The following is a 12,002-nucleotide window of genomic DNA, read 5'->3' as shown; positions in this document are numbered from 1 at the left end:
GAGTGATCGGGTGACCATATCACTGCGCGCTGCCACCGTCCGTCGCTCCGCCGCGGCGCTCGCCGTCTCCGGTCTGCTCCTGGCAGTTCCCGTCGCGGCGTCGGCCCACGTCACGGTCAACCCGGACACGGCCGAGGCCGGTTCCTACACCACGCTGGTCTTCAAGGTGCCGACCGAGAAGGCCAATGCATCCACGGTCAAGGTCGAGGTCGACCTGCCGACGGACCACCCCTTCACCTCGGTCTCCTACCAGCCGGTTGCTGGGTGGACGGCGAAGATCACCACCTCGAAGCTCGACAAGCCGGTGAAGTCCGAGAGCGGCACGATCACCGAGGCGTCGACCAAGATCGTGTGGACCGCGAGCAAGAGCGCGGCGATCAAACCCGGTGAGTTCCAACAGTTTCCGGTGTCGCTCGGAGTTGTCCCCGACGTCCCGTCGGTGAGCTTCGACGCGATCCAGACCTACTCCGACGGGTCGGTCGTGAAGTGGGACGACCCGACCAAGCCCGGCAAGGCCGAGCCGGAGCACCCCGCGCCCGTGCTGACGATCGGCGCGGCATCCGCCTCCCCCGCTCCGAGCAACGCGCCCTCGGTCTCCCCCGCGCCGCAACCGGCCGACGACTCCTCCGACGCCGGAGTCTGGTTCGGCGTCGGCGGTCTCGCCGTCGCCGTGGTCGCCCTGCTCCTCGCCCTGTATGCCGCAACCAGGCGATCGCGTTGAGCGCCATACGATTTCGGCTGACGTTGCGCCGCACCCTGATCGCGACGGTGGCGGTGCTGCTGGCGGTCTTCGGCGTCATACCGGCGGCGCAGGCGCACGACTACCTCGTCGGCAGCACCCCGAAGCTGGGCAGCACGGTCAGCACCGCACCGCAGCACGTGACGTTGAAGTTCAACGACATCGTGCTCACCAGCCCTGCACCGCCACAGGTGAGCGTCAAGGGTCCTGCCGGCCGCTATTACGAGACCGGATGCGGCAAGGTCACCGACGCCACGGTGGCCACCCCTGTCGCGCTCGGCGGCGCCGGCAAATACACCGTCACCTGGCGGATCGTGTCGGCCGACGGGCACCCCGTCTCCGACTCGCTGTCGTTCACCTACCACCCGAAGCCGGGCGCGAAGGCAGCCGAGGGCATCGCCGCCCCGAAGCCGTGCACCGACAAGACGAGCGCGCCCGCATCCGCAGCGCCACAGAAGTCCGACGGAGGCGCACCGACGGGTGCCATCGTCGCGGTCGTGATCATCGCGGTGCTCGGCGTGGGCGGCGTCGCAGCGATCCTGCTGACCCGCGGCCGGGCTCGACAGGCGGACACATCCGAAGACGAGGTCGACGAAGGCGACGACGACGAGGAATGATCGACCGGTGATGCGTGCCCTGGTCCTGGACGAGATCGCCGGTCCGCTGTGTGTGCGGGAGGTGCCGACGCCGACAGCGCCCGACGGCGGCGTGGTGGTGCAGGTGCGCGCGACCGGATTGTGCCGCAGCGACTGGCACGCCTGGGCCGGTCACGACGACATCGCCGTGCCGCACGTGCCGGGTCACGAGTTCGCCGGCGTGATCGCCGACATCGGTGCAGGCGTGGGCAATTGGCGGGTCGGTGACCGTGTCACGACGCCGTTCGTGGAGGGCTGCGGTCGCTGCGAGTGGTGTATGTCGGGCAACGCCCAGGTCTGCCCCGACCAGCAGCAGCCCGGCTTCACCCACTGGGGGTCGTTCGCCGAGTATGTAGTGGTCCACGCGGCCGACACCAACCTCGTCGCGGTGCCGGAGGGCGTGTCCCTCGAAGCCGCAGCAAGTCTCGGGTGCCGGTTCGCGACGGCATACCGCGCACTCGTCGGGCGTGCGCAGGTGCGGACCGGCGAGTGGGTGACCGTCGTCGGCGCCGGTGGTGTCGGTCTCTCGACCGTGATGATCGCGAAAGCCCTTGGCGCACAGGTGATTGCGGTCGACCGGCACGAGCGTGCGCTGGCCAGGGCAACGGACTTCGGCGCCGATCATGTGTTGGTGGCGGACGGGCGCGACATACCCGCGCAGGTGCACGACCTCACCGGCGGCACGCATGTCGCGGTCGATGCCGTCGGCACCGAAAAGACCTGTGCCGACTCGATCCTCAGCCTGCGTCGACGCGGACGGCACGTGCAGGTCGGGCTGCTGCCACCCGTCGACGGGCACCCACGCGTGCCGATGGACCGCGTGATCGGCTGGGAGCTCGACGTGCTCGGCAGTCACGGCATGGCGGCCGTGGACTACCCGGCGATGCTCGCGCTCGTGCGGTCCGGCGGGCTAGACACGCAGCGGCTCGTCGAGCGCGTGGTCGGCCTCGAGGCGGCGGCGTCCCTGCTGCCCGCGATGGACACCGCCGCGCCCGAAGGCATCACGATCATCGACCCCAACCAAGGTCCTTGAGGAGCCCGTGAGCTGTGCCCTGAGGAGCCCGTGAGGGACGAGCGGGCGTCTCGAAGGGGAACGAGCGGGCGTCTCGAAAGGCCGCGTGTGGTTTCGAGACGCTCCCCCGCTACGCTCCGCCGCTCCTCAACCACCTGTGATGCTCAGGGCTTGATCGTCGAGGTGTCGATCACGTAGCGGTAGCGCACGTCACCGGCGACGACCTTGTCGTAGGCCTCGTCGACCTGGGAGGCGTCGATCCGCTCGACCGTCGCGCCGATGCCGTGCTCGGCGCAGAAGTTGAGCATCTCCTGGGTCTCCGGCAGGCCGCCGATCATCGAGCCGGCGACGACCTTGTTGCGGCCGATCAGGCTGCCCGGCGAGATCTCGTAGGGCTTGTTCGGCATACCGACCGACACGAGGGCACCGGTCGGCTTCAGCAGCCGCAGGTAGTCCTCCATCGGCAGGTCCGCGCTGACGGTGTTGAGGATCAGGTCGAAGCGGCCGGCGTTGTCCTTGAAGACGTTCTCGTCCGAGGTCGCGATGTGGTCGACCGCGCCGAACTCCTTGGCGTCGGCGGACTTTGCCGTGGTCCGGGACAGCACGACGACCTCGGCGCCGAGCGCAGAGGCGATCTTGACGCCCATGTGCCCCAGGCCACCCATGCCCACGATGCCGACGGTCGTGCCGGGACGCGCGCCCCAGCGCTTCAGCGGCGAGTATGTCGTGATGCCCGCGCACAGCAGCGGCGCGGCGACGTCCAGGTCGATGCCGTCCGGGATGTGGCAGACGAACCGCTCGGACACGACAACCTGCTGGGCGTAGCCGCCCTGGGTGATCTCGCCGTCGTAGTCCGTGGCGTTGTAGGTGCCGACCGAGCCGCGCTCGCAGAACTGCTCGAAGCCGTTCTTGCACTGCTCGCACTCGCCGCAGGAGTCGACCAGGCAGCCGACACCGACGCGGTCGCCGACCTTGTGCCGGGTGACGGCGGAGCCGACCTCGCTGACGATGCCGGCGATCTCGTGGCCGGTCACGAGCGGGAAGTTGGCGCTGCCCCACTCCTCGCGGATGGTGTGTATGTCGCTGTGGCAGATGCCTGCCCACTGGATGTCGATGCGGACGTCGTTGTCACGCAGGTCGCGGCGCTCGAGGTTGATCGGCGCAAAGCGCTCACCCGGGGCGGCAACGGAAAGGGCGGGTGTCGTAGTTGGCATGTAATCGACGATAGTCCCGGACGGTCGGGCAGTCGAAATTCCGGAAATCCGTTGTCGGGTAAGAATTTTCACAAGCAACGAGCGGAATAAGTGAAGGTTCTCCGTGCATTTGCGTCGCGCTGTGACCTGCGGCATACCATCAAAAGAGAAGTACCCCACACAGCGATGCGATATGAGGAGAGTCATGGCAGATCTCGACGGCAAGAACTACGACTACGTGATCGTGGGTGGAGGCGTCGCGGCGGCGGCTGCGGTCGACGGGATCCGCGAGCTCGACGAGAGTGGTTCGGTGCTGGTGCTCGGCGCCGAACCCGACGGTCCGGTCTACCGTCCCGACCTGTCCAAGACGTTGTGGCTGGACAAGGACTCCAGCCTGGACAAGATCCAGCTGCTCGACGGCAAGCAGGTCGAGCTGGAGACCAGCTCCCCGGTGACGGCGATCGACTCCGGCGCGCACACCGTCACCGTCGACGGCGGCGCGACCGTGACCTACGGCAAGCTGCTGCTGGCCACCGGGTCCAGCCCGCGCACCCTCGACCTGCCGGAGACCGACCGGGTCATCTACTACCGCACTGCCGGTGACTACCGCCGGCTGCGCGAGTTGGCCGGCCAGGACACGCCGGTGACCGTGGTCGGCGGCGGCTACATCGGCGCCGAGGTGACAGCGGCACTCACCCTGAACGGCGCCAAGGTCACCATGGTCTTCGACGAGAAGCTGGTGCAGCAGCGGCTCTTCCCCAAGTCCGTCGCCGAGCTGATCACCAAGGACTTCACCGACCGCGGTGTGCGCCTGCTCACCGGCGAGACCGTGGCCGCCGGTGCACTCGCCGACGACCGGGTCGCCATCAAGGTCAGCGACGGCACGTCCGTCGAGGCCGGTGCGGTGGTCGTCGGCGTGGGCGTCATGCCCAACACCGGACTCGCCGAGTCCGCGGGCATCACGACCGACAACGGCATCGTGGTCGACGACCACCTGGCCACCTCGACGGCCGACGTCTATGCCGCGGGCGATGTCGCCAGCTACGACGACAAGCTGCTGGGCCGGCGTCGCGTCGAGCACGTCGACAACGCCGAAGCCATGGGCAAGAAGGCCGGTCGCAACATGGCCGGCGCCGACGAGACCTACGACTACACGCCGATCTTCTGGTCCGACCTCTTCGACTTCGGCTACGAGGCCGTCGGGCAGCTCGACTCCAGGCTGGACACCGTCGAGGACTGGAAGGACGACCGCAGCAGTGTCGTCGTCTACTACCTCGACGGCGACAAGGTGCAGGGCGTGCTGCTGTGGAACGTCTGGGACTCCACGGACAAGGCCCGTGACGTCATCGCGAAGTCACGCGACGGCAAGCTGAGCCGCGACGAGCTGAAGGGTGCCATCCCGACCAGCTGACGGGTCAGCGGCTGGTCGGCAGGATCCGCAGCAGGTCCTGGTGCGTCCGCGCGACGGTCTCCTCGAGGTCCTGCCCGAGGAGATCGTCGCGGATCGCGCGCTCGCCCAGTGCATCGACCTGTGCGGCGAGCAGCTCGAAGGGCGGGTCGAAGCTCCAGCCGAGCGCCTCGTAGCGTCGGCGCACCGCGTCCAGCGCCGCGGCATACTCCTGCTCGATCTGGTCGGCATACTCGCGCAGCCCGGGCTCGAACTGACTCTGGTTGCGCAGGTCGAAGCGGATCCGGTGCAGCCGCCGGTTGGTGCGCAGGCTCTCGCAGAGACGGTCCGCCACGAAGCGCGAATAGGCCGTGATGTCAGATAAATTCGTTGTGCCCGGGGCGAAGATGTCGGACTCCCGCACCATCCGCACACACTCGGCGACCAGTGCGTCCTTGCTGCGGAAGTAGTAGTGCACCATGCCGTGTGAGAAGCGGGTGCGGCGCGCGACGTTGCGGACCGACACGTGGGAGTAGCCGTGCTCGCTCCAGGTGTGCAGGGCGGCGACGGCGAGATCGTGCCGGCGACCCGCGTGGATGTCGTCCTCGGACCGGACAGGGGCAGCTTCGGCCGCGTGCGCGAGTTGTGTCACGTCCTTATGGTCCCATCGTCGCGGAAACCGGATGTCGTTGCGGTGTAGGGAAATTCGCAAGATTTGGTAATGCGTTGGTCAAGTATGACGCGACGACTGGGCGCTGCCCGTCTCGGACCGTCGTATCGTGTCTCGCATGTCGAGCGGTGACCGAGCAACTCCTGCAGCCGCCGCGATCAGCACGGCCGGTCTGGCGGTGCTCGGGGTCGTCGCCGAGGGGCGCACCCACGGTTTCGCAGTCGCGACGCTCTTCGCCTCCGGCGGTGAGCTCGGTCGTGTATGGCGCATCCAGCGTGCCGTCGTCTATCGCGAGCTGGGCCGGCTCACCGACGCACAACTGGTGCGCTCGGTCGGAGTCGAGACGGGCGGGCCGGGGCCGGACCGGACGTTGATCGAGGTCACGGACGCCGGGCGGCGGCGCGCCGACGAGTGGCTCGCCGAGCCGGTCGGTCGGGCGCGCGACGCGCGGTCGGCGCTGCTGCTGAAGCTCGCGCTGCTGGATCGGGCCGGCCGTGACCCGGGGTCGTTGATCCGTGCGCAACGCGAGGTCTTCACCGCACGGGTCGCGGAGTTGCAGCAGGAGGTGCAGGCCGCCGATCCCGACGGATTCGACCGCACCCTCGCGCTGTGGCGGGTGAGCGGGACCCAGGCGGTCCTGGACTTCCTGGACACCTTGAGCAACTAGTCACATTGAAACTAGTTCGCTGATAGTTTCATCTTCCATGAGTGATCTCTCGCGGCGAAGTGTCCTGACTCTCGGCCTCGTGGGCGGTGCAGCGGCGCTCGCTGCGTGTGGCTCCTCCGGCGGCGGGTCGGCGAGTTCGTCCGGTGGCGGCACCGGCTCAGGCAAGGTCAATGTGCTGTATGCCGGGTCCCTCGTCGCGCTGATGGAGAAGCAGATCGGCCCGGCATACGAGAAGGCGACGGGCTTCACCTTCTCCGGCTTCAGCGCGGGCTCGACCGCGCTTGCAGCACAGATCAAGGGCAAGGTCCGCAAGGCCGACGTCTTCATCAGCGCCTCCCCGAAGGCGGACGCGGAGCTGATGGGCGCCGACAATGGCGACTGGGTGCAGTGGTACCTCAGCTACGCCAGCTCGCCGCTGGTCCTCGGTTACAACAAGAAGAGCAAGTTCGCGGAGAAGATCAAGGCCGGTCCCTGGTATGACGTGATCACCGAGTCCGGCTTCCGCGTCGGCACCACCGACCCGAAGGCGGACCCCAAGGGCAAGCTGGCCCACGAGGCGCTGGTCGATGCTGGCAAGGAGCACCCGAAGCTGCGGGAGTTGGCCACGAACGAGAAGATCGTCTTCCCCGAGGAGACTCTCGTCGCAGACCTGCAGTCCGGGCAGCTGGACGCCGGCTTCTTCTACTCCAGCGAGGCCAAGATCGCCGGCATACCGACCGTGGAGCTGACGGGGCAGGACCTCGAGGCGACCTACACTGCGTCCGTGGTCAAGGACGCTCCGAACCAGGCGGGTGCCGAGGCGTTCGTTGCCTACCTGCTGGGTCCGGAGGCCCGAAAGGTGTTGCAGAAGGACGGTTTCCAGCTCATCGACCCGCCCAAGCAGACCGGCAAGGGCGTGCCCGACAGCGTCCGGAAGGTGTTGTCCAGCTAGTGCTCACCCGGCGACGCAGCGGCCCGATCGCCGCCCTGGGGGCACTGCTCGCCCTCTATCTGGCGGTCCCGCTCGTCGCCTTCCTGATCCGCCTGGCCGGCTCGGACAATCGCGGTTTCGGACAGTCCGGGCTGCTCGACGCGGCTCGCACCTCCGCGATCAGCGCGACCATCAGCGCGACCATCGTGACCGTGCTCGGTGTGCCGCTGGCGCACTGGATGGCCCACTCCCACGGGGTCCTGCGCAGGATCGCCGGCGTGCTGGTGCAGCTGCCGCTCGCGCTGCCGCCGGTGATGAGCGGCATCGTGCTGGTCTACGTCGTGGGCCCCTACACGTGGCTCGGCGAGCACTTCGCAGGCCGGCTCACCGAGTCGATCGCCGGGGTCGTGATCGCGCAGACCTTCGTCGCGGCGCCCTTCCTGATCATCGCCGCGAGGTCGGCCTTCGAGGCGATCGACCCGCAGCTGGAGGATGTCGCCGCCACGCTCGGTCACCGGCCGCTCTCCCGCTTCGTCCGGGTCGACCTGCGGATCGCCGCGCCCGCCATACGGGCTGGACTGCTGCTGACCTGGCTGCGCGCACTCGGTGAGTATGGCGCCACGGTGCTGCTCTCCTACCACCCCTACACGCTGCCGGTCTTCACCTACGTGCAGTTCTCCTCGACCGGCATACCGACGACGCAGGCGCCGACCGCGATCGCCCTGGCGGTGGCCGCGATCGTGTTGCTGCTGGCGAGTTTTCAGCTACCGCGTGTGGTCCGGGACAAGCTGCGGCGACGTGCGCCGCAGGTGCAGCCCGCACGCCCGGTCGCGATCGAGGCGCGGTCGGTGTCCTTCGACATCGACACGCGTGTCGGGGACTTTCACCTGCAGGTCGCGCACACGGCCCGCAGTCCGCGCATCGCGGTGCTGGGTGCGTCGGGGGCAGGAAAGTCGATGCTGTTGCGCTCAATCGCGGGCCTGGCGGGGTCGAAGGTGGGCGAGGTCCGGCTCGGCGAGATCGACCTCGCCGGGGCGCCGGTCGAGGATCGCAAGCTGGGTTATGTGCCGCAGCAGCACGGGCTCTTCCCGAACCGAACAGCCTGGGAGCAGGCGACATTCGGCATCCGATCCGATCCGGCAGTGGCCGCCTGGTGGCTGCAGCGGCTGCAGTTGGACGGCCTGCAGGACCGGCTGCCACAGGAGCTGTCCGGCGGACAGCGGCAGCGGGTCGTGCTGGCGGCGGCGCTCGCCGGATCCCCGCGGCTGCTGTTGCTGGACGAGCCGTTCTCCGCGCTCGACTACCCGGTCCGCCAGGAGCTGACGGCGCTGCTACGACAGTTGCAGCGACGCGACTCGCTGGCGACGGTGCTGGTCACGCACGACCCGGTCGAGGCGGCGATGTTGGCCGACGAGCTCATCGTGATCGACCACGGGCGCATCGCGCAGGCCGGCACCGTGCGAGAGGTCTTCGACGCACCCGCGAGCCCCCGGGTCGCGCGGTTGCTCGGGCTCACCAACGTGCGCCGCGGTGAGATGGCCGCGGACGGCGTGCTCGTCAGCGACGGTGCGTGTCTCAGCACCACGTCGACGCTGCCCGCGGGGACGCCGGTGACCTGGTGTGTCCGGCCGGAGCGGGTGATCGTGGGTGACGTCGGCGACAAGGTGACGGTCGTCGACGTCGCGGACCTGGGCAGCGAGCTGCGTCTCGAGCTGGAGTGGGCTGGTGGGTTGAACCTGCTGGCGCACCAGCTGATTTCACAGCGCAACGGATACCGCCCGGGCGACACGGCGCTGGTCCAGGTCGCGCCCGACGCCGTCAGCGTCTGGCCCGACAACGCGGGTCGAGTGCCGGAGGAGCGAAGCGGGGGAGGTGTATCGAGACCCGTTGGCGGTCCCTAGCGGGCCCTCCTGAACTCAGCCCGGTAGCGGTTTCCCTCGGCATCCTGATCGATTCGTTGCAGGGCCAGGCCGTCGTCGCCGAACGCCTCGATCTCGTGCCGGGTCAGCCGCCACGGCGGTCCGTATGCCGGGTCGTGGTCGGCAGGCAAGACACCGCCGATGACCAGCAGCACGCCGCCGGGTGCGACGAGCGACCGGACAGCGGCAGTGGCATTCGCCCGCACGTCGCGCGGCATCGACTGCACGGTCATCGACTCCACCACCAAGTCGAAGGCGCCCTGCCACTCCGTGGGGAGCTCGAAGAGGTCGGCGACCTGATAGTCCACCGGGCTGTCGGGGTGCGCGGCCCGCACCTGCTCGATCGCGGTCGGCGCGACATCGAATGCGGTAGTGCGAAAGCCCAATGATGCCAGCAGTTCCGAGTCATGGCCGGGTCCCGCACCCGGCACGATCGCGGTCCGCCCGTCACCCGTCGCCTCCTCGGGATGCTGCGCGAACCACTCCGCCAGCAGCGGATGCGGAGCGCCCCGGTCCCACGGCACTTCGGCTTGGCCGCGCCCGGCGGCGTCATACAAGCGGTCGAACCAAGCGGTCGGGCTGCCGTCGGCGAGTGAGTCGTTCGCGAACTCCTGGGCGCGGTCGTCCGCGGATGATGCCTGGGTCATTCCTCCACCCTGCCACGCCGACGTAGGTCGAGTGGCGACGAAGGAGCTCTGCTTGAGGTGGCCGAGGAGCGAGGGACGAGCGTCTCGAGGTCCCGTACGAGAGAAGATGGTGCCGTGAGCCCTTCGAAGACGCGCATCACAAGTCGCAACGCCACCTTCCAGCAGTGGCAGGCGCTGCTCGGCAACCGGACGAAACGGCATCGCGCAGCCGAGTTCATCGTGCAGGGCGTACGCCCGATATCCCTTGCGCTGGAGCACAATTGGGACTTCGTGGCGCTGTTGCGCCCGGCTCGCACGCGTCCCAGTGACTGGGCCGATGGTGTATGGCGCACCGCGCCCGGCGCCCGCTACGAGCTCGCCGAGGACCTGCTCGCCGAGCTGGCCGAGCGCGACTCCGACGAAGCACCGGAGCTGGTTGCCGTGGTGCGGATGCCCGACGACGACCTCGATCGTCTCGCGCAACCAGGCCGGTCGTATCGAGACCCCGAAGCTCCGTTGCTCGTCGTCTTCGACCGACCGTCCGGGCCGGGCAACATCGGCACGCTGCTGCGCTCGATGGACGCGTTCGGCGCAACCGGGCTGATCGTGGCTGGGCATGCGGCTGATCCCTATGATCCGCGCGCCGTTCGGGCATCCACCGGCTCGCTCTTCGCGTTGCCCACCGTCCGTGTCCCCGCTGCATCCGACGTGATCACCTGGATCGCCGAGCAGCGTGAATCCGACACTGCTTACACGGTTTTCGGCACCGACGAGGGTGGTGAGACCGACCTGCGGAAGGTCGACCTCGCCGGTCCGACGGTCCTGGTGATCGGCAACGAGACCCGCGGGATGAGTCGCGCCTGGCGGGAGGCGTGCGACCTGATGCTGAGCATTCCGATGGTGGGCTCGGCCAGCTCGCTCAACGCCGCGACCGCCGGCTCCATCGTGCTGCACGAAGCGCTGCGCCAGCGACTGCCGTGAGGCGCGGGTCGAGTGCCGGTGGAGCGAAGCGGGGGAGGTGTATCGAGACCAGCGAAGCAGGAGCCGTCTCGAAACCCCGCCCGCGTGGCCTCGAGACGGTCCTCGCGTTCGCTCGGACCTCCTCGGCCACCTGCTCCCCCGTGAGAGGGAGCTGATTCCTCCGCGCGCGGGAAGAGCAGCACACGGCGGCGCCATACCTTCGATGTCATGTCACAACGAACACGGATCATCGGAACCGCCTTGGCCGCATGGAGTTTAAGCTTCGGCTGCGTGCATCTGGCGTGGGCGGCAGGGTGGCGTGGCGGGCTCGACGAGTCGTTCGAGTCGATCTTCGAGCGGCCCTGGTTCCTCGCGTATGACGTCCTGGCCGGCCTGTTGATGATCGCTGCGGCAGGCGGGGCTCTGCTCCTGGCATCGGGCTCCGGCACCGAACGGTTGCGGCGCGTGACGCGGGTCGCGTCGATCCTCGCGCTGCTGCGCGGCGCACCCGCGTTGGTCATGGATGCCGCTGCCGGGGACTTCGGCGTGGTGAGCTTCGGGGCGGATCTGTGGTTCACCGTTGCCGGGATTGCGGGGTTCCTCCTGTGGTCCAGCACCCGCTCAGATCAAGCGTTCTCACCGGTCGGCGCGAACGCCACGGAGGCGTGGTAGGCGCGCAACTGTGACTCGTCCTGGCTGCGCGCGATCCACCGGTCGCGCAGGTCGTTCAGCTCCTGCTGGAGCTCGCGTGCCTCGTCCTCGGTGATGCGCACGGTCCACATGCTCTGATGCGTCACGGCGCCCCGGTCCACCCCGGCGCGCGGCAAGCGGTCCTGGCTGCCGCGGGTCGGCGCCGACGCCCAGATCCGGAAGTCGCCGGCGATGACCCACTCGGGTGACCCCGCGAGCAGATCCTCGGTCATCTCGGCGTTGGACCGCCGCATCAGGCCGGCGAAATGCCCCTCCGGCAGGAACTCCGCAGGAATGATGAATTCCGTTGCAATTGCTTGATATCGCTTGATCGGGCGACCCTTGCGGCGCTGCTCGGCCACCACCTCGAGGATGCCGTCGGCATACAGGCTGCGCACCCAGTAGTGGACCCGGGCGAGCGGCAGCTTCAGCAGCGCCGCCGCCTCGCTCACCGAATGGTCCTCGTGCAGGAATGGCGCGAGGTAGGTCGCTGCCTCGTCGCGGACCAGCGATCGCACCTGAATCGGGTCGGTGATCTCCACCTACTCAGAATACGTGGTAGCGATCGAAGTAGCTCTGTGTTTACATTCCTCC

The 12,002-nt window shown here is 68.5% G+C and carries 13 protein-coding genes; 9 read left to right on the top strand and 4 right to left on the bottom strand.

Features of this window, described 5'->3' with window-relative positions; genetic code table 11:
• Positions 1–10 precede the first annotated feature (10 nt).
• From ACSZL9_RS15815 to ACSZL9_RS15805, 3 genes are read left to right on the top strand one after another with little or no spacing between them, the layout of a single operon-like run.
• Entirely contained in the window at positions 11–721 is a 711-nt protein-coding gene (locus ACSZL9_RS15815; protein WP_446666477.1) for a YcnI family copper-binding membrane protein, read from the top strand.
• Positions 718–1,356, top strand: coding sequence for a copper resistance CopC family protein (locus ACSZL9_RS15810; RefSeq protein WP_446666476.1), 639 nt, complete (start codon positions 718–720; stop codon positions 1,354–1,356). The genes ACSZL9_RS15815 and ACSZL9_RS15810 overlap by 4 nt, the downstream gene beginning before the upstream one ends.
• Positions 1,357–1,366: 10 nt before the next feature.
• Positions 1,367–2,407 (top strand): alcohol dehydrogenase catalytic domain-containing protein, encoded by a 1,041-nt coding sequence (locus tag ACSZL9_RS15805; RefSeq protein ID WP_446666651.1) that lies wholly within the window; start codon positions 1,367–1,369, stop codon positions 2,405–2,407.
• Positions 2,408–2,550: 143 nt separating this feature from the next.
• On the opposite strand, the gene ACSZL9_RS15800 is transcribed toward ACSZL9_RS15805, so the two are convergent.
• Positions 2,551–3,600 (bottom strand): NAD(P)-dependent alcohol dehydrogenase, encoded by a 1,050-nt coding sequence (locus tag ACSZL9_RS15800; protein ID WP_446666475.1) that lies wholly within the window; start codon positions 3,598–3,600, stop codon positions 2,551–2,553.
• A 184-nt stretch (positions 3,601–3,784) separates the two neighbouring features.
• On the opposite strand from ACSZL9_RS15800, the gene ACSZL9_RS15795 reads away from it, so the two are divergent.
• Positions 3,785–4,990: an NAD(P)/FAD-dependent oxidoreductase gene (locus tag ACSZL9_RS15795; RefSeq protein WP_446666474.1), complete on the top strand. Its 1,206-nt coding sequence runs from the start codon at positions 3,785–3,787 to the stop codon at positions 4,988–4,990.
• A gap of 4 nt (positions 4,991–4,994) precedes the next feature.
• Here the strand turns inward: ACSZL9_RS15795 and ACSZL9_RS15790 are convergent, their stop codons facing one another.
• Positions 4,995–5,618, bottom strand: coding sequence for a TetR/AcrR family transcriptional regulator (locus tag ACSZL9_RS15790; protein ID WP_446666473.1), 624 nt, complete (start codon positions 5,616–5,618; stop codon positions 4,995–4,997).
• Between the two features lie 136 nt (positions 5,619–5,754).
• Between ACSZL9_RS15790 and ACSZL9_RS15785 the strand changes: the two genes are divergently transcribed.
• The 3 genes from ACSZL9_RS15785 to ACSZL9_RS15775 are packed head-to-tail and all read left to right on the top strand — an operon-like array spanning position 5,755 to position 9,114.
• Positions 5,755–6,303 carry a PadR family transcriptional regulator gene (locus ACSZL9_RS15785; RefSeq protein WP_446666472.1) on the top strand — a complete coding sequence of 183 codons (549 nt, stop codon included), beginning with the start codon at positions 5,755–5,757 and terminating at the stop codon, positions 6,301–6,303.
• Between the two features lie 37 nt (positions 6,304–6,340).
• Positions 6,341–7,234 carry an extracellular solute-binding protein gene (locus ACSZL9_RS15780; RefSeq protein ID WP_446666471.1) on the top strand — a complete coding sequence of 298 codons (894 nt, stop codon included), beginning with the start codon at positions 6,341–6,343 and terminating at the stop codon, positions 7,232–7,234.
• Entirely contained in the window at positions 7,234–9,114 is a 1,881-nt protein-coding gene (locus ACSZL9_RS15775) for an ATP-binding cassette domain-containing protein (RefSeq protein WP_446666470.1), read from the top strand. Before ACSZL9_RS15780 ends, ACSZL9_RS15775 begins: the two co-directional genes overlap by 1 nt.
• Here the strand turns inward: ACSZL9_RS15775 and ACSZL9_RS15770 are convergent.
• Complete coding sequence (locus ACSZL9_RS15770) at positions 9,111–9,779, bottom strand: class I SAM-dependent methyltransferase (RefSeq protein ID WP_446666469.1); 669 nt, start codon at positions 9,777–9,779, stop codon at positions 9,111–9,113. The genes ACSZL9_RS15775 and ACSZL9_RS15770 overlap by 4 nt on opposite strands.
• 114 nt (positions 9,780–9,893) lie before the next feature.
• On the opposite strand from ACSZL9_RS15770, the gene ACSZL9_RS15765 reads away from it, so the two are divergent.
• A complete protein-coding gene (locus ACSZL9_RS15765; RefSeq protein WP_446666468.1) occupies positions 9,894–10,739 on the top strand; it encodes a TrmH family RNA methyltransferase in 846 nt (281 codons plus the stop codon).
• Positions 10,740–10,946: 207 nt separating this feature from the next.
• Positions 10,947–11,390 carry a hypothetical protein gene (locus ACSZL9_RS15760; RefSeq protein ID WP_446666467.1) on the top strand — a complete coding sequence of 148 codons (444 nt, stop codon included), beginning with the start codon at positions 10,947–10,949 and terminating at the stop codon, positions 11,388–11,390.
• Here the strand turns inward: ACSZL9_RS15760 and ACSZL9_RS15755 are convergent.
• Positions 11,345–11,950: a hypothetical protein gene (locus ACSZL9_RS15755; RefSeq protein WP_446666466.1), complete on the bottom strand. Its 606-nt coding sequence runs from the start codon at positions 11,948–11,950 to the stop codon at positions 11,345–11,347. The genes ACSZL9_RS15760 and ACSZL9_RS15755 overlap by 46 nt on opposite strands.
• Positions 11,951–12,002 lie beyond the last annotated feature (52 nt).

This window comes from Flexivirga sp. B27 (assembly GCF_052905685.1).
The sequence above is the reverse complement of the archived record's forward strand: the minus strand, read 5'-3'. Positions and strand labels throughout refer to the sequence as shown.